The sequence below is a fragment of the Methylorubrum extorquens genome (assembly GCF_024169925.1).
Lineage (GTDB): Bacteria > Pseudomonadota > Alphaproteobacteria > Rhizobiales > Beijerinckiaceae > Methylobacterium > Methylobacterium extorquens_A.
Genome location: NZ_JALJXF010000001.1, coordinates 277,501 through 303,765, shown reverse-complemented (window position 1 = coordinate 303,765; position 26,265 = coordinate 277,501). Strand labels below are relative to the sequence as shown.

21 protein-coding genes and 3 tRNA genes (1 of these 24 only partly in view) are annotated in these 26,265 nt (G+C 68.3%); 16 read left to right on the top strand and 8 right to left on the bottom strand.

What is annotated here, in order from left to right:
• Positions 1-153: 153 nt before the first annotated feature.
• Together J2W78_RS01505 and J2W78_RS01500 are read right to left on the bottom strand one after the other, a co-directional pair.
• The gene (locus J2W78_RS01505; protein WP_253367390.1) at positions 154-585 is read right to left on the bottom strand and encodes a DUF1810 domain-containing protein; all 432 of its coding nucleotides are present in this window, start codon (positions 583-585) and stop codon (positions 154-156) included.
• Between the two features lie 62 nt (positions 586-647).
• Positions 648-1,544: a histone deacetylase family protein gene (locus J2W78_RS01500; RefSeq protein WP_253367388.1), complete on the bottom strand. Its 897-nt coding sequence runs from the start codon at positions 1,542-1,544 to the stop codon at positions 648-650.
• A gap of 115 nt (positions 1,545-1,659) precedes the next feature.
• On the opposite strand from J2W78_RS01500, the gene J2W78_RS01495 reads away from it, so the two are divergent.
• From J2W78_RS01495 to J2W78_RS01470, 6 genes are all read left to right on the top strand, one after another.
• Positions 1,660-2,844 carry a ceramide glucosyltransferase gene (locus tag J2W78_RS01495; RefSeq protein WP_253367386.1) on the top strand — a complete coding sequence of 395 codons (1,185 nt, stop codon included), beginning with the start codon at positions 1,660-1,662 and terminating at the stop codon, positions 2,842-2,844.
• A 497-nt stretch (positions 2,845-3,341) separates the two neighbouring features.
• A complete protein-coding gene (locus J2W78_RS01490) occupies positions 3,342-4,880 on the top strand; it encodes a chromosome partitioning protein ParA (protein WP_253367384.1) in 1,539 nt (512 codons plus the stop codon).
• 41 nt (positions 4,881-4,921) lie between these two features.
• Entirely contained in the window at positions 4,922-5,413 is a 492-nt protein-coding gene (locus tag J2W78_RS01485) for a TolC family protein (RefSeq protein WP_253367382.1), read from the top strand.
• Between the two features lie 17 nt (positions 5,414-5,430).
• Positions 5,431-5,937 (top strand): hypothetical protein, encoded by a 507-nt coding sequence (locus tag J2W78_RS01480; protein ID WP_253367380.1) that lies wholly within the window; start codon positions 5,431-5,433, stop codon positions 5,935-5,937.
• Positions 5,938-6,097: 160 nt separating this feature from the next.
• Positions 6,098-7,474 (top strand): ethanolamine permease, encoded by a 1,377-nt coding sequence (gene eat, locus J2W78_RS01475; protein WP_253367378.1) that lies wholly within the window; start codon positions 6,098-6,100, stop codon positions 7,472-7,474.
• 61 nt (positions 7,475-7,535) lie between these two features.
• The gene (locus tag J2W78_RS01470; RefSeq protein ID WP_253367376.1) at positions 7,536-8,228 is read left to right on the top strand and encodes a glutamine amidotransferase-related protein; all 693 of its coding nucleotides are present in this window, start codon (positions 7,536-7,538) and stop codon (positions 8,226-8,228) included.
• Positions 8,229-8,256: 28 nt separating this feature from the next.
• On the opposite strand, the gene J2W78_RS01465 is transcribed toward J2W78_RS01470, so the two are convergent.
• Positions 8,257-8,341, bottom strand: a tRNA-Leu gene (locus J2W78_RS01465).
• Positions 8,342-8,472: 131 nt separating this feature from the next.
• Here J2W78_RS01465 and J2W78_RS01460 point away from each other — a divergent pair.
• On the top strand, positions 8,473-9,054 hold the full coding sequence (locus J2W78_RS01460; protein WP_253367374.1) for a YqaA family protein: 582 nt from the start codon (positions 8,473-8,475) through the stop codon (positions 9,052-9,054).
• Positions 9,051-9,563 (top strand): disulfide bond formation protein B, encoded by a 513-nt coding sequence (locus J2W78_RS01455; protein WP_253367372.1) that lies wholly within the window; start codon positions 9,051-9,053, stop codon positions 9,561-9,563. The genes J2W78_RS01460 and J2W78_RS01455 overlap by 4 nt, the downstream gene beginning before the upstream one ends.
• On the opposite strand, the gene J2W78_RS01450 is transcribed toward J2W78_RS01455, so the two are convergent.
• Complete coding sequence (locus J2W78_RS01450; RefSeq protein WP_253367371.1) at positions 9,527-10,144, bottom strand: ParB-like protein; 618 nt, start codon at positions 10,142-10,144, stop codon at positions 9,527-9,529. The genes J2W78_RS01455 and J2W78_RS01450 overlap by 37 nt on opposite strands.
• A gap of 423 nt (positions 10,145-10,567) precedes the next feature.
• Here J2W78_RS01450 and J2W78_RS01445 point away from each other — a divergent pair, with 423 nt between their 5' ends.
• A complete protein-coding gene (locus J2W78_RS01445; protein WP_253367369.1) occupies positions 10,568-11,758 on the top strand; it encodes an acyltransferase family protein in 1,191 nt (396 codons plus the stop codon).
• Between the two features lie 29 nt (positions 11,759-11,787).
• On the opposite strand, the gene J2W78_RS01440 is transcribed toward J2W78_RS01445, so the two are convergent.
• Both J2W78_RS01440 and J2W78_RS01435 read right to left on the bottom strand, forming a co-directional pair.
• A complete protein-coding gene (locus J2W78_RS01440; RefSeq protein ID WP_253367367.1) occupies positions 11,788-12,210 on the bottom strand; it encodes an EVE domain-containing protein in 423 nt (140 codons plus the stop codon).
• A 101-nt stretch (positions 12,211-12,311) separates the two neighbouring features.
• Complete coding sequence (locus tag J2W78_RS01435; protein ID WP_253367365.1) at positions 12,312-13,325, bottom strand: NAD(P)H-dependent glycerol-3-phosphate dehydrogenase; 1,014 nt, start codon at positions 13,323-13,325, stop codon at positions 12,312-12,314.
• Positions 13,326-13,850: 525 nt separating this feature from the next.
• Between J2W78_RS01435 and J2W78_RS01430 the strand changes: the two genes are divergently transcribed.
• Positions 13,851-15,326, top strand: coding sequence for a methyl-accepting chemotaxis protein (locus tag J2W78_RS01430; RefSeq protein ID WP_253367363.1), 1,476 nt, complete (start codon positions 13,851-13,853; stop codon positions 15,324-15,326).
• Between the two features lie 17 nt (positions 15,327-15,343).
• On the opposite strand, the gene tsaD is transcribed toward J2W78_RS01430, so the two are convergent.
• Complete coding sequence (gene tsaD / locus J2W78_RS01425; protein ID WP_253373941.1) at positions 15,344-16,387, bottom strand: tRNA (adenosine(37)-N6)-threonylcarbamoyltransferase complex transferase subunit TsaD; 1,044 nt, start codon at positions 16,385-16,387, stop codon at positions 15,344-15,346.
• Between the two features lie 177 nt (positions 16,388-16,564).
• Here tsaD and J2W78_RS01420 point away from each other — a divergent pair, with 177 nt between their 5' ends.
• The 6 genes from J2W78_RS01420 (at position 16,565) to J2W78_RS01395 (ending at position 26,044) form a co-directional block, all read left to right on the top strand.
• Entirely contained in the window at positions 16,565-17,278 is a 714-nt protein-coding gene (locus tag J2W78_RS01420) for a uroporphyrinogen-III synthase (RefSeq protein ID WP_253367361.1), read from the top strand.
• A gap of 153 nt (positions 17,279-17,431) precedes the next feature.
• A complete protein-coding gene (locus tag J2W78_RS01415) occupies positions 17,432-19,687 on the top strand; it encodes a hypothetical protein (RefSeq protein WP_253367359.1) in 2,256 nt (751 codons plus the stop codon).
• Positions 19,688-19,804: 117 nt separating this feature from the next.
• Positions 19,805-21,340 (top strand): heme biosynthesis HemY N-terminal domain-containing protein, encoded by a 1,536-nt coding sequence (locus J2W78_RS01410; RefSeq protein WP_253367358.1) that lies wholly within the window; start codon positions 19,805-19,807, stop codon positions 21,338-21,340.
• Positions 21,341-21,498: 158 nt separating this feature from the next.
• Positions 21,499-21,588, top strand: a tRNA-Ser gene (locus J2W78_RS01405).
• Between the two features lie 495 nt (positions 21,589-22,083).
• Positions 22,084-22,734 (top strand): hypothetical protein, encoded by a 651-nt coding sequence (locus J2W78_RS01400; RefSeq protein ID WP_253367356.1) that lies wholly within the window; start codon positions 22,084-22,086, stop codon positions 22,732-22,734.
• A gap of 1,165 nt (positions 22,735-23,899) precedes the next feature.
• Complete coding sequence (locus J2W78_RS01395) at positions 23,900-26,044, top strand: helicase-related protein (protein ID WP_253373940.1); 2,145 nt, start codon at positions 23,900-23,902, stop codon at positions 26,042-26,044.
• A 201-nt stretch (positions 26,045-26,245) separates the two neighbouring features.
• Here the strand turns inward: J2W78_RS01395 and J2W78_RS01390 are convergent.
• A tRNA-Met gene (locus tag J2W78_RS01390) sits at positions 26,246-26,265 on the bottom strand; it runs 57 nt beyond the window's last position.

Here is a 26,265-nt window from a genome sequence, read left to right as displayed (position 1 = left end):
ACGCGCAATGCATCGTCAACAACCAATCGCCAGCAAACTCAACTTTTCATAATAGTTCTATACTGATGGGCGGTCCGGAAAAATCGGATTAGGACCGAATTGCCGCTTCTAGATTTTTTCGAACTCGACGAGCGGCCGGGCGATGGTCCCGTCTCAGCGCTGCGCCAGCCTCTCCAGGGTCAGCGGGTCGGGCCGTCCCTCGAAGAACGTCGCGAGTGCGCGGGTAAAATCCGGATCGTTCGGATCGGCCTGCGCGAACAGAGTCATGGAGGAACGGAACTTCATGTCGTCGGGCGCGCCGAACAGGGCGTGGGCCGAGCGGTCCTCCCAGGCATTCGCAGCCCGCGTGCAGGTCCGCAGCCGTTCGCCGAGCATCGGGTGGGCGAGATAGGCCCGCGCCTCGGCCAGCGAGCCGATCGCATAGCGCCGGGCCATCGGGCTGGAGCCGAGCCCGGCGATCTGGGGAAAGATGAACCACATCCAGTGGCTCCGCTTGCGCCCATTCTTCAGCTCCGCGAGCGCGCCCTCGTAGAGGCCGTCCTGTGCTTCCACGAAGCGGTTCAGGTCGAACGCGTCGTCCGGCATCGTCTCTGTCCTGTGGCGACGTCTCCGTGGCTGGGCAAACCGGGTGCGCGGACCGGCGTTCCTCAGGCAGCGGCCGCCATCGCTTCGAAGACGAGGGCATGGCGCGCGGCCAGGGCGTCGACATCGCTGCCGTAGCCGCCGCCGATCACGGCGCAGAGCGGAATCCGCTGCGCCCGCGCAAGGCCGACCACGTACCGGTCGCGGGCGAGCAATCCCGCATCGGTGAGGCAGAGGCGGCCGAGCCGGTCGTCGCGATGCGGATCGACGCCGGCATTGTAGAAAATGAGGTCCGGCGCGAAGTTCTGCACCAGCGCGGGCAGGCGCGCCTCCAGCACGGCAAGGTATTCCGCATCGTCGAGCCCGTCGGGCAGGCCGATATCGAGGTCGCCCGGCACCTTGTCGTGCGGATAGTTGCGCTCGCAGTGGATCGAGAGCGTGAACAGGTCGGGCTCGCGGGTGAGACAATCGGCGGTGCCGTCGCCCTGATGCACGTCGAGATCGACGATCAGCGCCCGGGTGATCGCACCCGCGCGTCTCAGGGCGAGGGCGGCTACCGCCACGTCGTTGAACACGCAGAAGCCCGCCCCGCCGGCCCGGCGGGCGTGGTGGCTGCCGCCGGCCGTGCTGCCGGCGAGCCCATGGCTCAGCGCAAGGCGCGCAGCGCGCAGCGTCCCCCCGGCCGAGGCGCAGGCGCGGGTGGCGACGGACTCCGTCACGGGCAGGCCGATCGCCCGCTCGATCGCCCGAGGCACCTGCGCCGTGAGCACCGCGGCGACATAGGCCGGATCGTGCGCACCCGACAGCAGGGCCGCGTCGGCGGGCTCCGGCGTGACGAAGCCGTCCGGCACGAGGCCGCGGGCGCGCAGGGTTTCGGCGAGCCGGCCGTATTTGCGCATCGGAAAGCGGTGGCCCTCCGGCAATTCGGCCTCGTAGGCCGGATGAAACACGATCGGGATCAAGGGAACGGCCCGGAACGGCGTTTGAAGTGTCACACGCCTGATAAGGCGGCGCTGCTAGGGGCGTGATGGGACGCGCCGTCGCGCCCAAAGACACCCTCGACGGGAGACGCCGCGCATGATCGCCCTGCCGGAGAGCGGCGCGCTCGCCGCCCTCGCGCTCTGCGCGGTTCTCGTCGCCGTCAACCTCGCGAGCCTCGCGGTGGCGGCCCTGCGCATCGGGCGCAAAAGTCGAGACAAGCACCACGACGAGAGCACGCCATCCGCCTTCCCGGCGGGCGCCCCCGTCTCGGTGGTGCGGCCCCTGCGCGGCCTGGAGGCGTTCAGCGAAGAGACGCTGCTCGCGAGCTTCCGGCTCGATTATCCCGCCTACGAGTTGATCTTCTGCGTGGCGGAGGCCGGCGACCCGATCCTGCCGCTGCTGGAGCGGATGCGGGCGGCGCACCCGCAGACCCCGTCGCGAGTGATCCTCGGCGACGAGCGCATCGGCGGCAATCCGAAGCTCAACAACTGCGTGCGGGGCTGGGATGCCGCCCGGCACGATTGGGTGATCCTCGCCGATTCCAACGTTCTGATGCCGCCCGACTACATTCAGCAGATGCAGGCGGCGTGGCGGACCAGCAGCGGCCTCGTTTGCTCGACGCCGATCGGCGCACGTCCGGAGAACTTCTTCGCCGAAGTGGAATGCGCCTTCCTCAACACCCTGCAGGCGCGCTGGCAATATGCCGGCGAGGCGCTGGGCCTCGGCTTCGCCCAGGGTAAGAGCATGCTCTGGAACAAGCCCTTCCTCGAAGCGCAGGGCGGCATCCGCGCGCTGAACGCCGAGATCGCCGAGGACGCCGCCGCGACCAAGCTCGTGCGCGCGGCGGGCAGGCGGGTGCATCTCGTCGCCGCGCCCTTCCAGCAGCCGCTCGGTCATCGCGCCCTGTCGGAGGTCTGGTCGCGGCAGGTGCGCTGGGCGCGGCTGCGCCGGGTCACTTTCCCGCTGTTCTTCGCCCCCGAGATCGGCATCGGCGCCCTGCTGCCGCTGGTGCTGACCGGCCTCGTGGCGGGGACGATGGAGGTCGCGGTCTGGCTCGTCGGAGCCGGCGTGCTCTGGTACGGGGCGGAGATCGCGCTGGCCGCGCGCGCCGGCTGGCACCGCTCGCCGCGGATGCTCGCCGCCCTCCTCGTCCGCGACGCCCTTCTGCCGGCGATCTGGGCGAGCGCCTGGGCCCGCACCGCCATCGTCTGGCGCGGAAATGCCATGGACATTCGCACCCGCGACGCGGCCTCGCTGGAAACGGGGCCGAGCGCCGCCTGACCGCCGCGGCCTTCATGAAGGGACGGCAGGGCGCAGCCTCCGCGCGGACGTGACGCGGCGCTGACGGGCGAATGGATGCGCCCGACCCGGCGACCGCCTGCGGCCGTGATCGCGGGCCTTTCTCGGCATCTGCGCGTATCGCGGCGACCCATGCCGCAGCGTTCTTCGCCGCGGCGATTTCTGCCGGAATATCCTCGGCCACAGAATCTGCGTAACCCGGCGGCCATCGCCATCACTTGCGACAGCAACCCGATACCCCGAGAAACAGTTCTTACCAATCCATCATATCGCTGAATTAGAACCAACAATACGATCATTTATACTTTAAAATATTCGACACTCACGGTTCAGTTACCGAAATATCCGCGCGCCACCTATCGGGAAGAAGCCTGTTGCCAACGGGGCTTGCGACTCGCGTTGAGCGGCAGATCTGTTAAAAAAGCAGTAAGCACGCGAATTCGCCGTGTGGTCAGGGGAAACACATTGCGATGGCTTGGATGCCGTTCCGAAACGTGCTGCCGACGTCATCCGCCTCACGCGACCGGGACGCAGAGCAACAGCCGCGCAACCCGCAGCCGGCCCCCTCGCCGCGGCTGCCGAAGGCGGTCGTCCCCGACCTGATGGAGGGTGGCAGGCGCTCCCGCTCGGCGCCCGAGTCCGCTCCGACGAACCTCGACGCCATCGGCCAAAGGGACGAGGTCGTCCGGCAGCGCATCGACGCGATGCTCGGTCGCCTGGACGACCTGCGAAGCCTGCAGGACGACTTCGCGCTGATCCTGCAACCGCTGGCGAGCATCAGCAGCGAGCTGTCCAAGGCCAGCGTGCGGATCGCCGAACTTGAGAACACGCTGACCCAGGAAGTCGGCGCCAACGGCAACCTGCGCGACGAGGTGGCCGATCTCTCCGCGAAGCTGTCGCGGATGAACAGCGAACTCGCGGATTCCCAGGTTCACGCGAAGCGAACCCTGGAAAGCCTGCGCGAGCGCGATGGGGCGGTCGAGGCGCACCAGATCGATCTGCGCGACAAGGTCTCGGCGATCGAGAACCTGGAGCGCCAGCTCTTTTCCGAAGTCGAGCAGAACAAGGCGCTGACGAGCGAGAGCCGGGCACTGCGGCAGGAAGCGCAGGCCGCCGACAGCGCCCTGGCGCGTTCCGAGCACGAGCTGAACAACGTCCGCGAGCGGAACAGCCTGCTGGAGGTCGAGGGACGCCGGCTCCAGCTCCTGAGCGAGGAGCAGGCGACGCAACTCGCGGATCTGGATGCCCGCCACCGCGACCTGACGAGCACCGCCGAAGCCGACCGGCAGCGCCTGCGTATCGTCGAGACCCAACTCGCAACGGAAATTTCCGTAAGGGAGCGGAACGAGGCGCAGCACGAAACGGAGCTGTCCGCGCTCCGAAACGACCGCGCCAGCCTCGCGATGAAACTCGAAGCCGCCCTGAACAGGGCGACCTCGACGGAACAGTTGCTGGTGCAGGCTCGCAACCAGTTGCGGGACAAGGACGAGGAATTCCGTTCGGTCGATCGCAATTTCAAGGAGGCGACCATCGCGCGCAGTACGCTGGAGCGCCGCCTCGAAGCCCTGCAAGCCGACCTTTCGCGCCAGACCGAGCGGTTCTTGGAGATCCAGCGCATTCGCGGCGAACTCGACAGCCGCTGCGACATGCTCAACAAGGCTCTCGCGGCCAAGGATGCGGCGATCGAGCAGACGACGAACCGCAACGCGGTTCTGAACGACCGCATCGAGCACCTGACCCACCGGCACGAGGCCACCCGCGCCGATCTCGACGCCTCGAACCGCAGATTGATGGAGGAATTGCAGAACGAGCGCTCGGAGCGCGCGTTGCTGCAAGGTGCCCTCGACATCGCGCGCGAAAGCCGGGTCACACTGCAGAAGCAGCACGATGCCCTGAAACGCTCGGGCCGCCCGTGGCGGGAGCAGGTGAACGAAGAGCTCGACGAAGAGACCGCGCATGCCTCGACCGACGAGGTGAGCAACGTTCGGCCGTTCAGCTCCACGGGCAAGTCGGCCTAATTCGCCGTTCCTCGGCAAAGAAGACTCGGAAGGACGTTTGAATGTCAGAACAGGCCGTGAAAGACGCCGCCCCTTCCTCCGGCAATTCCATTCTCATGCGGGCTTGGCAGGCCAACGTGACGCGACCGGGAGACAAGATCATCAATTTCTCGCCAGCCACCTCCGACACCGCATCTGCCTCCGACGGGGGCGCGGCCTCGCTGCCGCAGCGTGATTGGGTCTCCGCGATCGACCTCGTGCAGGAAGCCGCCGAAGCGATCCGGATCAGCGAAGAGCGCGCCGTCGATCTCGAGAACCAGCTCCGCAGCGTCATCAGCCAAGCTGAGGACGAGGTGCGGCAGCTCCAGAAGACGCTCGCCTCGAACCAGCTTCTGCTGAGCCAGGCCGAGGACCGCGCCCGCCGCGCCGAGGCGCGCGCTAAGGAGGCGGAAACCTGGCTAGTCCGCATCTACGATGCCGTGTTCACGGCCTTCGGTTCGAAGAACAAGCCCGTCCCCGCGGAAACCGGCGACAGCGGTCAGGACGCGCCGTAAGGCGTGAACGCGTTCCGATGGACCTCGACAGCCCATATCCGAGCACCAGTGAGAGCGGCCTGCCGATCCGGCCCTCCGAGTGGGCCATGTTCGATCTCGATGTCAGGCTCGACGACGCATTGGGTCTGGTGAAGCAGGCTGCGGACACGATCCATGATTTGCAGCGCTGGAAGGAGATGATCGAGCCGCAGGCGATGAATCTGATCCAGAGCGTGCAGCAGGAGCGTGTCCGGTGGCAATCGGAACGATCGGCGCTGATGAAAGAAATCAGCGAGTGCCGGCTGACGATCACCGCGACGAAGATGGCGTTGCGAACGGCGTTGTCGGAACAGGAGATCCTGTCGCAGCGCTGTCATGAGGCGAAAGCGGCGGCGGCCTCGTCCGAGACGCGCGCCTGCGCGGCGGAGGAGCTGCTCGCCTTCATCTACAAAACCTTCAACGTCGAGCTGAGCGAACATCCGGCATCAGGACGCATCGCTCACATGCCCTTCGATCCGGCCGGCCAGCGGCCCTCGCCCAAGTGACAGCCGTCGGCTCTTGGCGCGCCCCGTTGCCGGCCCAGAAGGGCTGAGCGGCGCCTGACGAGCGCCGCGGGCACGCAAGCGGCAACGCTCTTGCTTGGCCCCCTGCCCCATAGGCCCCGTTCGGACGCCGTCTTTTGGGCCGGGACCGCGGAGTTGCACGATGCCGACGCCTTCGACCACGCTCGATAAGAGCCTCAACGCCTTCCATCTCTGGGGCATCGCCGTCGGGCTCGTGATCTCGGGCGAGTATTTCGGGTGGAGCTATGGCTGGGCTCAAGCAGGCACCCTGGGCTTCCTCGTCACCACGCTGTGCGTGGCCGCGATGTATGTCGCCTTCATCTTCAGCTTCACCGAACTCACCACCGCGATCCCACAGGCCGGCGGCCCGTTCGCCTATGCGCTCCGCGCCTTCGGGCCTACGGGGGCGGCGGTGGCCGGCTACGCCACGCTGATCGAGTTCGTGTTCGCGCCGCCCGCGATCTCGCTCGCCATCGGCGCCTATCTCAACGTCCAGTATCCGGGGCTCGACCCGAAGCACGCCGCGCTCGGCGCCTACCTGCTGTTCATGGGCCTCAACATCGTCGGCGTGCGCATCGCCGCCACCTTCGAGCTGTGCGTCACCGTGCTGGCGGTGGCCGAGCTTCTGGTCTTCATGGGCGTCGTCGCTCCGGCCTTCCGCCTCGACAACTTCACGGCCGGCGGCTGGGCCGGAGAGGACAGGTTCGGTTCGGCGGCCATCGGCGGCATCTTCGCCGCAATCCCCTTCGCGATCTGGTTCTTCCTCGCCATCGAGGGTGTGGCCATGGCCGCCGAGGAAGCAAAAGACCCCAAGCGCACCATCCCCATCGCCTACATCACCGGCGTGCTGACACTCACCGCACTCGCCTTCGGGGTAATGCTGTTCGCGGGCGCCGCCGGGGATTGGAAGAGCCTGTCCGATCTCAACGATCCCCTGCCCCAGGCGATGAAGCGGGTGGTGGGCGAGTCGAGTGGCTGGCTGCACATGCTGGTCTGGCTCGGCCTGTTCGGCCTCGTCGCCTCGTTCCACGGCATCATCATGGGTTATGCCCGGCAGATCTTCGCACTCGCCCGCGCCGGCTTCCTGCCCGCCGTCTTCGCGCGGGTGCATCCGCGCTTCCAGACGCCGCACATCGCGACGCTGGCCGGCGGCGGCGTCGGCATCGCCGCGATCTACAGCGACAACCTCATCAACGTCGCCGGCCAGTCGCTCACCGCCAGCATCGTGACGATGGCGGTGTTCGGCGCGCTCACCATGTACGTCACCAGCATGGCCGCGCTGTTCCGCCTGCGCCGAGCCGAGCCGGATCTGGCCCGGCCCTATCGGGCGCCGCTCTATCCCTACGCTCCGGCCTTCGCGCTCGGGATGGCGGTCATTTGCCTCGTGGCGCTCGTAGCCTACAACCCGCTGATCTTCGCGATCTTCGCCGCTGTGATGGGTGTGGCCGTGCTACTGGTGCGGCTCGTGGCCAAGCCTGCGGCTCCGGCGACGGTTTCCGCCCTCGATCCGGCGATCTAGAGCATCGGCTTTTCCGAAAGCCGGTGACCACCTTTCGGGACGATGCTTTAAGTCCGACCCCATGAACATCGCCATCCTCGAGACCGGCCATCCGCCCGAGCGGCTCGGCGGGCGCTTTCCCTCCTACGGCGCGATGGTCGAGGCGCTGATCGGCGACGGTCACGCCTTCACGGGATTCGACGTGACGGCAGGCCGCTGGCCCGAGGCGCCGGAGGCGTTCGACGCCTTCGTCATCACCGGCTCGCCCGCCTCGGTCTACGACGCGACCCCTTGGGTCGAAGATCTGCTGGCCTTCCTGCGCGGCCTCGACCGCTCGAAGAAGCTCGTCGGCCTCTGCTTCGGGCATCAGGCCCTGGCGCAGGCCTTCGGCGGGCGAGTGGAGCGGTCGCAGCGCGGCTGGGGCCTGGGGCTTCACGCCTACGAGGTGTTGGAGCGCGCGCCCTTCATGGACAGCTCTGACACGATCGCCATCCCCGTAAGTCATCAGGATCAGGTCGTGGCCTTGCCGCCCGGCGTGCGGGTGCTCGCAGGCAGCAGGTTCACGCCCTACGGCGTGCTCGCCTGGAGCGACCGCCCCGTCCTCTCCTTCCAATGCCACCCGGAATTCGCCCCGGACTATGCCCGCGCGCTCACAGACGGACACAGAGCGGGGGCGAGTGACCCGGCTTTGGTTCCGGCAGCTTTGGCCTCGCTGGAAGCGCCGCATGACAGCGCTCGCGTGGCCGGCTGGATCCGGCGCTTCCTGAACGCGTAGGCCTGTCCCGGCATCAATGTGGGGGTGCTGGTGCGGGTAGAGGGAATCGAACCCCCACGCCTTTCGGCTGGCGATTTTGAGTCGCCCGCGTCTACCAATTCCGCCATACCCGCGACGCACGCGCCTCTTGGCACAAGCCGGGGCGACGGGCCAGAGCGAATCTTTCCCGCATCGGATGTGACCCTCGCCTCCGTGGCGCATCTGTGCTGAAAGGGCACCGCTCGCCCCACCCCAACGAGGCCCCATGATCCGCCGGCTCTACGAGTGGATACTCGCGCTCGCCGCCAAGCCGTCCGCGCCCTGGGCGCTCGGAGCGGTGGCCTTCGCCGAGAGTTCGTTCTTTCCCGTCCCGCCGGACGCGATGCTGGTGCCGATGGCGGTGAGCCGGCCGGACCGGGTGTGGCTCTACGCGACCATCGCGACCGTTGCCTCGGTGCTCGGGGGGCTGCTCGGCTACGCCATCGGCGCGCTGCTGTTCGATTCGGTCGGGCTGTGGCTGTTCAACCTCTATGGGCTCGCCGACAAGGCCGAAACCTTCCAGGCCTCCTACGCCACCTATGGACATTGGGTGATCCTGCTGAAGGGTCTCACCCCGATCCCCTACAAGCTCGTCACCATCACTTCGGGCTTCGCCCATTACTCGCTGTTCTGGTTCACGCTGCTCTCGGTCGTCACCCGCGGTGCGCGCTTCTTCCTGCTGGCGTGGCTGCTCGGGCGCTACGGCATCGGCATCCGCGCGGTGCTCGACCGGCACCTCAACGTGGTGGCGGGGCTGTTCGTGGCGGTCGTGATTCTCGGCTTCGTCGCCTTCAAGGTGATGCTGTGAGCCGCATCCCCCTGCGCGCAGCCGCGTTGATCGTCGCGTTCGGCGCCGCTCTGACCGTCGGCGGCGCCCTCGTGTTCGAGCACGGCCTCGGCTACGTGCCGTGCAAGCTCTGCCTGACGGAGCGGGTGCCCTACTACCTCGCTGTGCCGCTCGCGCTCTGCGCCGTCCTGCTCCCGCCGCGGCTCGCGCGCTTCGTCCTCGGCCTCGTGGCCCTGGTGCTGATCTACGGCGCCGGCCTCGGCGTGTATCACGCGGGCGCGGAATGGGGGTTCTGGCCCGGCCCCAGCGATTGCGGCGGCGGGTCCGGCGCCGGACCGGCAGACGTGTCCGACTTCCTGAAGAACCTCGAAACCGTGCGGCCGGTGGATTGTACGGCCGCCGCGTGGCGCTTCCTCGGCGTCTCGCTCGCCGGCTGGAACGCGCTGATCGCTGCCGGCCTCGGCCTTCTCGCCGCCGCGGCCGCGCTCCTCGCTCAGCCGTCGAGGGGCCCGCACCAGCCGGGCAGGTAGCCGGCATCCGGCGCCTTGGCGAGGCGCAGCGCCCGCTCGAGCGCCTGGGTGAAATCCTTCTCGATCAGCTTCCGCTTCAGGTTGCGCCGCAGGTAATCGGCCCACAGGAACTCGCTGAACGGCGTCGTGTCCTTGGCAAACCCGCCGGCCCGGCGCAGCTCACCCGCGAGGCTGCGGAACGGGTCGTCGGCAAGATCCGCGATCGCCTTCGGGACGTCGTCGAAGCCGACCCGCTTGCCGCCTGCGTCGTAGGGGTGGACCCAGGCCTTGTGGTCGGCCACCGTCCAGAAGGCATCCTTGTCGAGCTTGTGCAGGTCGGCGACCACGGTCACCAGCACGTTCTCCTCGCCCTCTTCCTGCAGGGCGCGGGCGAGGTGGTGGTGGTCGATGACGAAGTGCTTCTTCTTCGGCCCCAGCAGCACCGGGATCATATGCGAGCCGAGAAAGGCCGCCTTCTTCTCGGGGTCGTGCGCCCGCCAGCGGCGGCGCTTCTCCTCGACCTCGCGGTAGCCCACCGTGATCTGCGTCGGGCGTAAGTCCGCAATTGGCACGGAGATGAGCAGGGGTTCGCGCGATGCCATGAAGTCTCCCGTTCGTTTCGAGCGCGCCCGGAGTCGGGCCGGATCAGACATGCCGTCCGATTCACCCTCCGAAACGCGGAAGCCGGCTTCGTACAACGTTGCAGATGGTCGGCAACGGGGCCGGCAGCTCACGGAACATCAGTCGATGCGGAGCGGAACGCCTTTCGCCCGGTGCCGGACACATAAGTCAAGCCTCACATATCCGTGAGTCTGGATTTCGGCTTTCTCATCCCAAATCTGAAAGTGCCGCGGGGAAAGAGGCGGCATCGGTATTTTCATGCCGTTGTCCCGGGCACGTGTTTGCCCGAAAACACAACAGACGCGCATCGCGTTGCCGGGTGATTATCCGGCAGAAAGCCTCGTTCCGGAAGCCGGCGGCCGATTTTCGGGACGATGATCGAGCCCGGCACCAGGACCACAGGCATGTCAATCGTCCAGACCGGCAGCGAAATCTCGGCCTGCCCGCGCCCGCACGCACCTCGGCCCTTGATCGGCCTCGACCTGCTCCGCTTCGGCGCGGCCTGCCTCGTCGTGCTGTATCACCTCGCCTGCACCGCCTGGATGGTCCCGTCGAGCGAGGCGGCAGTCCTGGTCGGGCAGCCGATCCCGTTTCCGGCGCTTCTGTTCCTGAGTGCCCAGGGCTGGGTCGGCGTGCCGATGTTCTTCGTGATCTCGGGCTACGTCATCGCCTATTCCGCCTCCCACGCGAGCGCATCGCGCTTTCTCAGCGGACGAATCTTGCGCCTCGTGCCGGGCATCTGGTTCTGCGCCAGCGTCTCCTTCGGGCTCGCGCTGCTCTTCGACCCGGAAGCCAACTGGGTCCTGTTCGAGCGCTACGTCCGCACCCTCGTCCTGTTTCCGGTCCCGCGCTGGATCGACGGCGTCTACTGGACGCTCGGGATCGAGATCATGTTCTACGCTCTGGTCTATGCTCTGCTGTTCCTGAACCGATTCGAACGGCTGGAAACGGTGATCCTGGCGGTGGGCGTCATCAGCGCGCTCGCGTGGTGCCTCGCGGCGACGCCGCTCTGGCCCGACCTCGACCGGATCATCAGCACGCGGATCGCCAAGCTCACCCTGCTCACCCATGGCTGCCATTTCGCCATCGGCGTGCTGCTGTGGAGCGCGGTGCGCAACGGCCTGACGGCGCCACGCCTTGCCGGCCTCGCCGTCTGCCTGACGGGGGGCCTCCTGCAGATCCGCTACGATGCCGGCTTCGTCGGCGCCCTGCTCGGCGTCGACGGGAGCCCCGCGACGCCCTGGCTCCTCTACGCCGTGTTCATGCTCCTGTTCTGCCTCTCGATCCGCGCGAACACCGCGCTGACCGAAGCCCTCCCCAGACTCGGGCGGCGGTTCCGCGATCTCGGCCTCGCGACCTATCCGCTCTACCTGCTGCACACCTTCGTCGGCGGCGTGGCGATGCGCTTCCTGTCCGCCTACGGACTGCCGCCGGCCGCGATCCTCGCGGGCGGCATCGGGGTGGCCATCGGAACGTCCCTCCTGGTGTCGCGGCGGATCGAGCCGCCCTTGCGCGCGGGTCTCGGACGCGCCCTCCAGATCGTCGGCGCACGGCTCCGCAGTCGCGTGCCGACGCCCAAGGTGCTCACCCGCTGAGGAGCAACCGGCGCCGGGATGCCGGCCGCTCAGCTCTCGCCGTAGCCGCCCATGGCGCAGACCGTGGCCCATTCCGCCTCCGTCACCGGCTGCACCGAGAGGCGGGAATTGGTGACGAGGGCCATGTCCTTGAGCGCCGTCGCCGCCTTGATCGCATCGAGGGTCACCGGGCGCGGCATCGGCGCCAGCGCCCTCACATCGACCATGCCGAAACGGCCGCTCTCGTCGGTGTGGTCGGGATGATAGGGCTTGATGACCTCAACGATGCCGACGACGGCCTTGCCCTCGTTGGAATGGTAGAAGAAGCCGCGCTCGCCGACCTGCATCGCCTGCATCTGCTTCTTGGCGAGGTGGTTGCGCACCCCGTTCCAGAAGGTGCCGCCCTCCCCCGCTTCGACCTGCTGGTCCCAGGACCAGGTCGAGGGTTCGGACTTGAACAGCCAGTAGGCCATGGCGCGGGACGGCTCCGTCGGGAAAGGCGCCCTCGCTTATCGAAAATCCGGCCGCGCTTGAAGGGCGCGCACCGCTTCGCTTTCAACCCATCGGCGGATGCTCACGCCGTCTCCGCCTTGAGTGGCCGCGAGAGCAGGCGGGTCATCGCCGCATCAACCGTCAGCGCTCCGGCGACCACAGCGGCGACGGCCTCGGCCACAGGCATCTCGACCTCCCGCGCCCTTGCGAGATCGACCAGCGCCTGCGCGGTGAAGGCGCCTTCCACGAGCTTGCCGCCTGCGGCCTCCTCGGGCGAGGCGCCCTTCCCCAGCCGCTCGCCGAAGGCGAAGTTGCGCGATTGCGGCGAGGAGGCGGTGAGCACGAGATCCCCTAAGCCCGACAGCCCCATCAGCGTCTCCGCCCGGCCGCCATAGGCACGGGCAAAGCGCATCAGCTCGGCGAAGGCGCGGGCGATCAGCGCGGCGCGGGCGCTCTCGCCGAGACCGCGGCCCGCGACGATGCCGGCGGCGATCGCGAGCACGTTCTTGCCCGCTCCGCCGACCTCGACGCCGCGCACGTCGTCGGTGTGGTAGAGCCGGAAGGCCGGCCCTGAGAGCAAACCGGCCAGATGCGCCGCCAGCGCCCCGTCCGTCGCGGCGAGCGTCACCGCCGTGGGCAGGCCGCGGGCGACGTCGGTGGCGAAGCTCGGCCCCGACAGCACCGCCACCGGCGAACCAGCCGGCAGAACGTCTGTCGCCACTGCGCTCATGAAGGCGTCGCTTCCCCGCTCGATCCCCTTGGCGCAGAGCACCAGAGCGGCACCGGGCGCCAGCGAGGGTGCGAGCGCGGCCAGCACGCCGCGCAGGGTCTGTGCCGGCACAACGAGCAGCACCGTACCGGCCTGCCCCAGCGCGGCGGCCTCGGCCGTGGCGCGCACGCCCGGATGCAGGACGACACCGGGCAGGTAACGCGCGTTGGCGCGGGCCTGCTCCATCTGCGCCGCGGCTTCCGGATTGCGCATCCAGAGCGTGACCGGGCGTCCGGCCGCGGCGGCAGCGTTGGCCAAGGCCGTGCCCCAGGATCCGCCGCCGACGACGGCGACGCTCTCGTCCTGCCGCTGTGTGCCTGACTTCATGTCTGCCTCCACCGGGAACTCGCTGCGGACCCGCTGCCACATCGTCAGGTCCGCGATAACGACCTGTCGGCGCAAGAGCGAGCACCGATCCGCGATCGTCCGGTGGCGGGGCTCCATCCCACCGGAATGCACCCGCTCGACGGCGTCGAAAGCGAACCTCGGAACTGAACCGTGACAGCCGCGACGGGCCGCAGAGTTTGGTGCTGTGTCCGAGGCCGGAAGATCTTCGTCATACAACCTCAAGCAAGTCCGGCATTCATCCTCGCGGGTTGCGTGAACTCAATCCTTGTGTCCAAGTTCCATATGTCTGCCGGCCCGATTTCCATCAATGCATGATTTCAGCAGACCCGAATTTAGTCAAAATTTATATTCATTCATCGAATGACCCTCAAATCCACGTGATTGTCAATTTTTACACGCTTCGTATCAGCACGCACTGGGTATAATTTGCGATATTAACTTTCAATTAAACAGTTTATGTCAAAAGTCTTTCATCCGGCCACGTCATGCCTGGAGCGCATAGCCTTGGCAATCTTCCACTCTGAGCAGAATTCCATCCTTGCTGCTGTCGACCGTGCTCAAGGTCGCATCGAGTTCTCGATGAACGGCACCATCACGGATGCGAACGCCAACTTCCTCGCCCTTGTGGGCTACACTCTCGACGAGGTGCTCGGTCGCCCGCATGCGATGTTGATCCCGCCGGAACAGCGCGAGAGTTCGGAATACAAGGCATTCTGGGAGTCTTTGCGCCGCGGCGAGCTCCAAGCCCGCGAGTTCCGCCGCATCGGGAAGAACGGCCGCTCGATCTGGATTCAAGCCTCCTACAACCCGATTTTCGACCGACGCGGGCAGCCCTACAAGGTGGTGAAACTCGCCACCGACATCACGGCCCAGACGGAACGCAACGCGAGTTATGAGGGGCAGATCGCCGCGATCAACCGGTCTCAGGCGGTGATCCATTTCGGGCTCGACGGCACGATCACGGATGCCAACGCGAACTTCCTCGATGCGCTGGGTTACCGGCTGGACGAGATCCGCGGCCGGCATCACAGCCTCTTCGTCGATCCCGAGGAAGTGAAGGGCGCGGCCTATGCCGAGTTCTGGCGGTCGCTCGCGAATGGCACCTATCAGGCCGGCGAGTTCCGGCGGCTCGCCAAGGGCGGGCGCGAGATCTGGATCTACGGCACCTACAATCCGGTTCTCGACGGCGAAGGGCGTCCCTGCGCGGTGGTGAAGTTCGCCAACGACGTCACCCAAGCCGTGGCCGACCGTATTCGGCGCGCGAACGGGCAGCGTGCCATCGAGTCCGATCTTGGCACCATCACCGGTGCGATGTCGCATGTCAGCCGTCAGGCCACCGACACGGCGGCCGCGGTCGCCGTCACCTCCGACAACGTCCAATCGGTTGCCGCGGGCGCCGAGGAATTCGCGGCTTCAATCGCGGAGTTGAGCCGTCACGCCTCGCAGGCCAAGGCCGCCGCCGACGCGGCCGTGAGCCGCGCCGAAGAGGCCGGCGGGATTGTGAGCGGACTGACCGCCACCGCCGAACGCATCGGAGAGGTCGTCTCCGTGATCCGCTCGATCGCCGACCAGACCAACCTGCTCGCCCTGAACGCCACCATCGAGGCGGCCCGCGCCGGAGCGGCCGGCCGCGGCTTCGCGGTGGTCGCCACCGAGGTGAAGGCGCTGGCGAGCCAATCCTCGCGCGCCACCGAGGATATCGGCCAGCAGATCGCCGCCGTGCAGGATTCCTCGGCCCGGGCCGTCGAGGCGATCCGTGCCATCGTCTCGACCATCACGGATCTCAGCGAGATCTCGATGAGCGTCTCCTCTGCCGTAACCGAGCAGGCGGCGGTCACGCAGGAGATCGCGAGCAACATGCAGACCGCGGCGCGCAGCGTGGACGCCGTGCGCCGCAACGCCGACGGCATCGCGCAGGCGGCGAACGAGGTTGATCTCTCCGTGCAGAAGGTGACCGCCTCCGCCCGCGCGCTCGTCTGATCCGGGAAAGCCCGGCCTCAGGCGGCCGGGGCGGCCTCGGCGAAGGGCCAGCGGGCGCGGGCCGGCACGGTGAGATCGTCCACGAGGCCGAGGCGCAGGCGCTCCAGCCCGGCCCAGGCGATCATCGCGCCGTTGTCGCCGCACAGCGGTAGCGGCGGCGCGACGAAGCTCATTCCCACTTCGCCGGCCTGCGCGGCGAGCGCCCGGCGGATCGCTCCGTTGGCAGCCACGCCGCCTGCCGCGACCAGAGCCGTCGGATGCCCGGCGACACCGGCGAAGGCGCGCAGGGCCACGCGCACGCGGTCCACGATCACGTCCACCACCGCCGCCTGGAAGCTCGCGCAGAGATCGGCCACGTCCTGCGAGGCCAGCGGCTCGAGCCGCTCGGCCTCGATGCGCAGGGCCGTCTTGAGGCCCGACAGCGAGAAATCCGCCTGCCGCCGCCCGATCATCGGCCGGGGCAGCGCGAACCGCTCCGGATTGCCGCTCAGCGCCTGCCGCTCCACCTCGGGGCCGCCGGGATAGCCCAGCCCCAGAAGCTTGGCGACCTTGTCGAAGGCCTCGCCGATGGCATCGTCGATGGTGGTGCCGAGCCTGACGTAATCGCCCACTCCCTTCACCGCGACGAGCTGCGTGTGCCCGCCGGAGGCGAGCAGCAGCAGGTAGGGGAAAGCGAGCCCGTCGGTGAGCCGCGGCGTCAGCGCGTGCGCTTCGAGATGGTTGACCGCCAGCAGCGGCTTGCGCGCGACGAGGGCCAGGGTCTTGGCCGTGACGAGACCGATCAGCACACCGCCGATCAGGCCGGGCCCGGCAGCGACTGCGATCCCGTCGATCTCCTTCAGCGTCGTCCCCGCCCGCTGGAGCGCCCGGGCGATCAGCCGATCGAGTACCTCGACATGGGCGCGGGCGGCGATCTCGGGCACGACGCCGCCATAGGCCGCGTGCTCGGCGATCTGGCTCAGCACCTCGTTGGCGAGGATCCGTCCGCGCTCGCCCTCACCGAGGGTCACGACGGCGGCGGCGGTCTCGTCGCAGGTGGTCTCGATGCCGAGGATCTTCATGAGGGTCACGCTGACGTCCACGCACCGTTGCGTGCCGGGGGCCGGCCCGCCTACTCCATCTCTCGCGAAAGCTCGGTCATACCGGTCGCGGCAACACGTCTACGACGAAACCGCCGACGGATACAGGTGAAGCTCAACGCCGACGGATGCTGTGGATGGCGTGAGGGAGAGGGGCACATGCGGATCTGGGTGTCGCGGCCTGAGCCGGGCGCAAGCCGCACGGCACGGCGGCTGGCCGAACTCGGCCATGCGGCGCTGGTGGCACCTGTGCTGCGGATCGCACCGAGCGATGGGCCGCTACCCACCGGCCGGTTCGACGGTCTGATCCTGACGAGCGCCAATGCCGCCGCGCCGCTCGCCGCAGCCGGTCTTCCCGAGGCACCGGTCTTTGCCGTCGGGACCCGCACCGCCGAGCGGGCGGCACGGGCGGGCCTGCGCTCCGTGCACTGTGCCGAGGGGGACGCCGTCAGCTTGGCTCGGCTCGTCGCAGCCCAGGTGAGGCCGGGCGGCACCCTCCTCCACGCGGCCGGCGAGGACCGCAAGGCCGAGCCCGCCGCGAGCCTCACGACCGCGGGCTACCGCGTCACGACCTGGACGGCCTACGCCGCTGTGGCCGAGGCGACTCTGCCGGAACCGGCGGCACGGGCACTGATGGGACGGGACGGCGCGCCGCCCCTCGTCGCGGCGCTGCATTTTTCGCGACGGAGCGCCGAAATCGCGGTGCATTTGTCCGGCAAAGCCGGTCTGAGCGGAGCGTTTCGGGCGCTGGCGCATTACTGCCTGTCCCCCGATGTGGCCTTGGGACTGGTCGAGCTCGGCGTCGCGGCCCATTTTGTAGCGGCGCGCCCGAGCGAGGAGGCTCTCCTTGCCGGTCTCGCGGCTTCGGACTGAACGGCCTCGTCGCGCCTGCGTGATGGGGACGCGAGAGCGTGTCGGAGCGTCGGAGATGGAACCCGGGAAGCGGTTCCGATGGATGACGGCGCCGGTTCGCTCTTCTATGGGGGCACACTGCGCCGGTGCGGCGGCTGAATGGAGCGAACGCCCGTGACTTCACCCAAGGACGGCGCCAGGGATGGTGCCAAGTCGCCGGAGCCAGGCAAGTCGCCGGAGCAGGCCAGGGAAGCGGCCAAGGACGTGACGAAGGATTCGTCCCGGCCCGCCGACAAGGCGATGGGCAAGCCGGCCGAGCCGTCCGCAGCGGTCTCCACCACGAAGGTCGAGCCGGCCAAGTCGGGTCCGGCCGCGTCGGAGCCGGTCAAGTCCGAGCCCGCAAAGCCGGGGCCGACCGGCAGCAGCGCCCTGCCCGGTGGCAATGCGACCGGCTCGTCCGCGCGCCTACAAGACGTTCGCGCAGACGCGCCGTCGAAGCCGGGTGCCACCGGCAGCAGCGCGGTCCCTCCCTCGACCGCCGCCTCGATCAGCGCAGGAACGATGTCCAACAAGCCCACGGAGCCCGGAAAGCCGTCCGGCGCTGCTGCCGTTGCCGCCGGCACACCGGCAGGTGCTGCACCGTTGAAGCCGGGGCCCACCGGCAGCAGCGCGATTCCGCCGAATCCGACCGGGGCCAAGACCACCGATGCCAAGCCGGACGTGCCCGTCAAGGCCGGCACCACCGGCAGCAGCACGGTGAAGCCGGAGGCGCCGACCTCCGGAAATGCCACCGCCGGCAGCGCCAAGCCGGATGCGGCCTCCGGAGCCAAGCCGGGAGCAGCGCCGGGTGCCACGCGGGTGACGGAGACGGCCTCGCTGACCGATGGCCCGATCCTCGACCTCAAGGCCAAGCGCCTCTCCGACGCGGCGGACGCCACCAAGCCGGGCGCGAAGCCCGAGCCCGGCAAGGAGAGCGTGGGCACATCCGCTTCAGCCAAGGATGCAGCCAAGGAACCGTCGAAGGAAACCGCGAAGGCCGCACCGGCCCGCGGTGGCGCGGGCTTCGGCTCCATGGCCGCCTCGGGCTTGCTGGGCGGCCTGATTGGTGCCGGCCTTCTCTACGGCGTCACCACCTATCAGCGGGGCGCCGATCCGCGCCTCGCGACCCTCGACAAGTCCCTGGCGGGCCTGGCCACGAAGGATGCCGTGACGGGTCTCGACAAGCGCCTCGCTGCCAACGAGCAAGCGCTCAAGCCCCTGCCCGACGCGGTCGCCCGGGCGGAAACTGCGGCCAAGACCGCCGCCGACCGCGCCAACGAAGCGCTGCAGAAGGCGGGCGCTGCCCCTGCCAATGCGCCTTCGGCCGACGGTTCGGCCCCGGCGCCGGCCATCCCCGCCGACATCACGGCCCGTCTCGATGCCCTCGACCAGCGCGTCTCGGCGCTGCAGGAAGAGCCCGGCCGCGACGGCACGGCCGAGGTGAAGACCGCGCAGACGGTGGATCCGGCCGCCCTCGCCGCCCTCGACGATCGGCTCAAGGCACTCGAAGCGAACGGCACCAAGAGCGCCTCTTCCGATCTCTCGGACAAGATCATGGCGCTGCAGGCGGACGTCGCGTCCCGTGCCAAGGCGGACGAAGCGGCCGAGGCCGCCCTCGGCAAGCGCGTGGACGAGGTGCAGAAGGCGCTGGACGGTCGCATCGCCGCCGCGACCCAGACCGTGCAGGAGGCGACGCAGGCGAGCAAGCAGGCCGCCGACGCCGCGCAGAGCCGCGCCGACGAAGCCGTGAAGGGCCTGGAGCGCAAGCTTCAGGAACAGTCGGACCGGATCGCCGGCCTCGACAAGGCGGTCGATCAGAGCGCCAAGCAATCCACGGTGCAGTCGGCCCTTCGCATCGTCGCGGCCGACCGGATCACCTCGGCACTTGAGGCGGGCCAACCCTACCCGGATGCGCTCGCCAGCCTACGCAACCTCGAACCGGCGGATTCCAAGCGCCTCGACGCTCTCGGCCCCTTCGCCGACAAAGGCGCGCCGACCGCGGCAAGTCTTGCGGCGGAGTTCCGCCGGATCTCCGAGAAGATCGCCGAGGCCAAGCGCGCGGCCCAGGCCAAGTCCGTTGCCGAGACCGGCAGCGTGGGCGATCGTCTGATGAACATGGCAAGTTCCCTGGTGCAGGTGAAGCGCGCCGACGAACCCGCCGCGGGCGGCCCCCAGGCCGCAACCGGCGGCACGGTGTCGACCGCGCAGGTTCAGGCGGCGCTCGACCGTGGCGACCTCGCCGAGGCGGCCAAGGCCTACGCCGCCCTGCCCGAGGAGGCGCGGGCGCAGGGTGGCGATTTCGGAACACGGCTCGCGGCGCGCACCGAGGCAGGCCGCGCGGCACAGACGCTGCTGGCCGATGCCTTCACCGGCCTTCCGCCAGCACGCTGACGGCCAGGACCGGCATCGATGACGACGAACCCGCTGCGCCCCGCGCGGCGTTCCCCCCTTCCACTTTGCCCGGGCCGCGTGCGCCCGCTCCCCGTGCTTTCAAGGAGGCCCTGACCCATGTGGCGCGCCCTCGTCTTCCTGGCCCTCCTGGCCGTCGCCGCCTACGGCGCAGTGTGGATCGCCGACCATCCGGGCACCGTGACCGTCGTCTGGAACGGCTACGAGATCGGGATGAGCCTCGCCATTGCCCTTACCGGCGTACTGGTGGCCGCGATCGTCCTCGGCCTGATCTGGGCGGTCGTGACCGGTGTGATCGGCCTGCCCGCCAGCATCAGCCGCTCGACCCGCGAGCGCCGCCGCAACAAGGGCCTCGCCTCGCTCTCGCGCGGCATGATCGCCGTCGGCTCCGGTGACCCGCTGGCCGCTCGCCGCCACGCGGGCGACGCCGAGCGCCTGCTCGGCAGCCAGCCGCTGACGCTCCTCCTCAAGGCCCAGGCGGCCCAGATTTCCGGAGACCGGGACGCAGCCGAGCGCGCCTTCCAGCGCATGGCGGACGATCCCGAGACCCGCGTGCTGGGTCTGCGCGGCCTGTTCGTCGAGGCCCGCCGCCGTGACGACGACGGTGCCGCCCGCGCCTACGCCACCGAGGCCGCCCGTCTCGCGCCGAGCGTCACCTGGGCGAACGAGGCCGTGCTGGAGGCGCAATGCGCCGACGGCGAGTGGTCCGCGGCGACTGAGACCGTGGAGCGCCGCGCGGCGCTGGGGCTGATGGACAAGCACGCCGCCCGCCGCCAGCGCGCGGTGCTGCTCACCGCAGCCGCCCAGCGCCACGAGGCGGGCGAGCCCGACACCGCCGCCGAGCAGGCGCTCAGAGCCGTCAAGCTTGCCCCCGACCTCGTGCCCGCCGCCGTCATCGCCGGCCGGTTGCTCGCCCGGCGCAACGATCTGCGCAAGGCCGCCAAGATCGTGGAGGCCGCCTGGAAGGCGACTCCGCATCCGGAACTCGCCAAGGTCTACCTCAACCTGCGCACGGGCGACTCCGCCCGCGACCGGCTGGCCCGCGCCGAGAATCTGGCCAAGCTCTCGTCCTGGGAGCCGGAATCGCGTCTGGTCATCGCCCAGGCGGCGACCGAGGCCAAGGATTTCGGCCGCGCCCGGGAGGCGCTGGCGCCCTTGGCCGACGACCGGCCGACGGCGCGCGTCTGCCGGATGATGGCGCGGATCGAGGCCGCCGAGCACGGTGCCGAGAGCGGACGCTCGCGCGAGTGGCTCGCCCGTGCCGCCCGCGCCCCGCGTGACCCGGCCTGGGTCGCCGACGGCATCATCTCCGAGCGGTGGGCGCCGGTCTCGCCGGTCTCCGGCCGCCTCGACGCCTTCGTATGGAAGACTCCGCCCGAGATCCTGGCCGGCCCCGAGGACGATGACGCCCCTGCTCCGGCTGACGCCGAGCCTGCCGCCCCGGTCGCGATCCCCACCGCGCCCGTACCGGCTCCGGTCACCACGGACAGCCCGGCCCCGTCTACGCCCGGCTTCCTCCAGACCGGTGCAGGCACCCCCTCGGTCCTGCCGACGCCCGCCCCGGTCAATGGCCCCACCGGCCCGTCAACCGCTCCGCAAGCCGCCACGGCGGACCGCCCGCGCCGCATCGCCTGAAGCCGCACGCCGCCCGGACCGGAGCCGGGCGGCGCACAACGCGTGCGTCTGTGGCATTCTTCGCCTTGCCAGACGTCCACGCCCCGGCTACAGACCCGCACCTGCCGCAAGAGACCACCGCCCGCGCCTAGCGCCCGCGTCGGTCCCCGGCCGGTTCCGGAGGGGTGGCCGAGTGGTTGAAGGCGCACGCCTGGAAAGTGTGTATACGGGAAACCGTATCGCGGGTTCGAATCCCGCTCCCTCCGCCAGATACCTGTAAACCACTGCAAGCAGACGGTTTTCTGCTTTCGATCCCAGCCCACGCGTTGACACTGTGTCACCTTGGCTTTCGGGAGTAAGCCAAGGGTGCGCTGCGCCGTGTACCTGCGATGTCGCCGAGATCGCAGGTACGTCCGCCTGCAGGTTTCAGCTCAGGCACTCGCCACAATCGGTCAGCACCATGTCAGAACCCTCGACACTACGAGCAAAGCTGTAGACCTCGCGAGCGACTTTGGATCGCGCTCTCACGGCTGCGGAAGTGGATCGGCGCGCAGACTGATTTAGCCGGTTGGTGGCCTCCCTAAACGGCGGGCCTCACGGCAAGGGAACGTTCACCGAACGATGGGGAGAAACACCGGCCCTGCCCGACCGGCGACATCATGCTCATCGCTGACGGCGACGAGCATCAGCCTCTGGCAGGCTGCAACGCCACAGACATCGACGAGCGGTCGCTGTAGGAGCTGGTGAAACGATTCGGCCGAGGCATGAGAAAGCTCCAGCTCACGCTCTTCGAGGAGGTCTCCGCGCATCTGCCGCTCTTTGACGGCTTGCCAGAGGGCGCCATCGAACGCCTCGCTGCCGGCGGCTACGGGCGCGGACTGTTGACGGCGTCGCTCCGGGCCCGGCTGCGCAAGGCCGGCTTCGCCGACATGGCCGCGCTGGCGCTCGCGTCGCCGGTTGACCTTATGGCCGTGCGTAAGATCGGCCCGGTGCGGGTCAGCGCCATCCGGGCCCATCTGCTCGATGAACTGGCGCGGCTGGTTCCTGGCACGAGAGACGACCACGACAGAAAGGCGACCGACCGGCGGCGCCTGGAGCGGCTGCGCGCCATGCCGGGCGGACGGTTCGACGGCGCGGGCGAGACCTTCGCCGATCTGGCCTTGAAGCACTGTGCCGATATCAAGGCAGAACTCGATATCCCAGCGGCTCACCTCGACCGGATTGCCGCAGCTCTCATCTTAGCGCTCTTGCCGGAACAGCCGCTGGTGCCGTCCGTTGCGGCTGCACCCGAGGTCGAAGCGGCACGAGAAGCAAGGTGCGCGCGCGAGCGCGCCGAGCAGCTGCGGGAGCAAGACCGCCAATGGGACGAAGCCGCTCCTGAGGCTGACGTACTGCCGGGGCGGGCGCTCCGGTAGGGGGTGCCGCGAACCGTTTCACAGCAAGCGTTGATCGACCGGCTCGACCGTGAGGCTCGATACGGCGGGTAAGGCTTCTACCGAAAATCCTTCGGGAACGAGGCCGCGAACCAAGCGACAGCCTGCCAGCAGCCATAGACCAGCATGCCGATGAGCAAGCCGCCGATCGCAAGCCGAAGCCGGAACGCATCACCGCGCCGAGATGGTTGCTTCGGTTGCCGCCTCTCCATCACCGTCCCTCCCACGAGCGCACTCGAGCGCATCCTGCGCTACACCACGCGGACGGAGGAACGGATACTCATGGGCGCTTGGATACTACCCGCTCGTATCTGGCGGCAGGGCCTCACGACGCAAGGCGATGTGAACGTGATACACTCATGGGCATCAGCGTCGCCGTCACCATGGCGTCAGCTCTCAGCGCAGCCCGCCGCCTCGAGCCTCCCGATCAGCCCTGCGACACGCCCGATAATCTCGGGAAATACGGGCTATTGCTGCGGTTCAGAGCGGGAGCGGTCGGTCTCACTTGTGAGCCGCCCGGTGCCTTCCGGGGCGAGAAATACGGATCGTAGTCGCTCCAAGACGCAGACTTTGCAGCATCGGGCTTGCGGGCGACCGGCTTCGTAGCGGTTCTCGTCATGAAGGCCTGTCCATTGGTTTGAACAGGCCTTTTAGGGGAAAAAGGTTAACCCCACTGTTACCAAAATGGCACGAACGCGCAGGTTGGGATCGAGCGATCAGGCAGAGTTCTTCGCACCAGCATCGCAATGATGTCAGCAGCTCGCGGCGGCCGAACAGCGTTCGTAAGACGCGATGAATGCATCCGCCTCGTGTCGTTGCAAGCCCGTGACGACAAGCCCTTCCGTCGAAACCGTCCAGAGACCATCAGCATTCTGCGAGAGGACAAGTTTCGTCATCGATACCCCCTTGGTCCGACCGATCCGACATGTGTTCCAGGCGGTGGTTGCGCAGATGGGCGGCAGCTTACGAATACGGCTCCGGCAGCACACCTAACCTTTCCGAGAATTACTCTTTCGAGGCATGGGTTACCCGCGGCGCCCTGGTACCTCCCACTGCGGAGAACACCCCGCCAGAAACCGGTTATGAACGGAGGCAAGATGAGACTGGGAGATCCGGCCTCGAGGCAGACGTCGTCGAAAGTGAGTGCATGGCCCGCAAGCGTCTCCGCCCCACGACCGAGAGCCTGATCGAGGCCGCCGGCCGTCTCGGCCTGTCCCCGGCAGAGATCGATCTCGAGGCGCTGCGCGTCCACCTCGAACTTCCGGAGTTCGGGGCGGCGGTCGAGGACGAGCGTGTGGCGCACGCTCTGCGGGAGATGAAGACAGCGCGTGCCTTCGTCGAGACCGGCATTCCGGCCCTCAAGCGAGCGGTCCCCGCCCTCAGGGCGGTGGTGGCCAAGGACCGGAGCATCCGGTGGAGCGTCCGGGTCGGCATCCCGCTGCTCGATGCGGGCCGCATGGACTTGCGTATCGATGCGGGACCGGACCCGATCACAGCCGAAATCCTCCAAGGCATGGCGGCGCGGAACGATCCGACGCGTCGGCTTGAAGAACTGCGCGCCGCCGTGGCGGAAACGGCAGCCCAGACCACGCGCGACCTGCGCAAGCCGACCGATCGGCTCAGATCTCAGATCCTCGTCGATCTTCGCGAGGTGGGTGCCGATGCGGCGGCCTATCTTGAGCATATGGATCGCTCGTTGCGCTCCCGCCCGTTCAACTTCGGTCCGAGGCTGGCCCGTTCCCTTGCGGATGCTCTGACGCCGGTCCGCCAACGTGCAAAAGCCGTGGCGCGCGAGGGCTCACGCCTGCGACGCCTTCGGGATCAAGTCGGTTTCGGTGCCTATATCGAGAAATTCGCCGTAGCCCGCCGGCTGAACCGGCGCATCCTCTTCCACATGGGCCCGACGAATTCGGGAAAGACCTATGCAGCTCTACAGGCGCTGAGCGCGGCCACGACCGGCGCCTACCTGGCACCGCTGCGTCTTCTGGCGTTGGAAAACTACGAGGCGCTGCGCGAGCGCGGCCTTCGGGCCGGCATGGTCACGGGCGAGGAAGTGCTGGGCGAGCTCGAACCGACCCATACGGCCCGAACGATCGAGACGGCCGACCTCACCCGTCCGATCGACGTCGCGGTCATCGACGAAATCCAGATGCTCTCGGATCCGGACCGCGGCTGGGCCTGGACGAACGCCCTGTTCGGTGTTCCTGCCAAGACCGTCATCGTCTGCGGATCGGACGATGCGCTCTCCTACGTCCGCCGCGCCGCCGAGGCTGCCAACGAGTCGCTCGAAGTCATCAACTTCGAACGCAAATCGCCGCTCGTGCTTTTCGACGAACCCGTCCCCCTGGAGAAGGTCGAGCCGGGTGATGCCGTGGTGGCCTTCTCCCGCCGGGCCGTACACGAGAATCGTGAAATCCTGGTCGCTCGCGGCCATCGGGTGGCAACGATCTACGGCGCCCTGTCGCCGGAGGTCCGCCGCGCCGAGGCCGCACGGTTCCGGTCCGGCGAGGCCAACGTTCTGGTGACGACGGATGCGATCGGCATGGGCCTCAATCTGGGTCCCTTGAAGCGGATCGTCTTCTCGACCGTGCGCAAGTGGGACGGCGTCCAGGAGCGCGTGCTCACCAATTCCGAGATCCGGCAGATTGCCGGTCGGGCCGGGCGCTACGGGCATCAGGACGTCGGCTATGTGGCGGCGACCGAACCGACCGCAGTCGAGCCGATCCGAACAGCCTTGGCCGGCGCACCGACGGCACCGGCGGCCGACACGCGCTTCTACGTACGCCCCGATCTGAGTGCCATCCGATCCGTGGCCGAGGAGATGCGGACGCCGAGCCTCTATGAAGTGATGACGCATTTCGCGCGCGCCACTTTCTACGCCGGCTCGCCATTCCAGCCGTCGGCTCTTGAAGAGGTTCTCGAGATCGCACGGGCCATCGATCGCGCGCGGCTTCCGATCGAGGAAAAGTTCATCTTCTCCGTCTGTCCGATCAATCGGCGGGACGAGATCGCGATGGGTATGCTGGAGCGCTGGAGCCAAGTTCGCGCGGCTGGGACAACCGTGCCCGCCCTGCGAGCGAGCGTCACCGGCGAACTCGATTATCAGGAGCGGACCGTGAAACTCGCCAGCGCCTATCTATGGCTGGCGCGGCGTTTTCCCGAAACCTTCGACGACATCGAGGCGACCCGGCATATGCGTCGTTACGCCAACGATGCGATCGAGCATCACTTGCGGCAGACAGCGACGCGCAAGGCGGAGCGTCGGGGACGGCAGGCCGGGGGAACGCGGTAACCTCGTTTTGGCGGGATCGGACTCAGCTCGGATGAGCAGGTGACCCCGCCGCTCAGCCGATTTGTCGGCGCCAAGTTTCGAAAGCACGCGAAGCCCCCTCCCCCGCCGGAGGAGACACGGCGCACTTGGCCATAACGCAACGAAGCCCGCGACCGGCTGGGGTCTGCGGGCTGAGTGTCGGCTGTTCTAGTGTGTATATGTTGGTTGCGGGGGCTGGATTT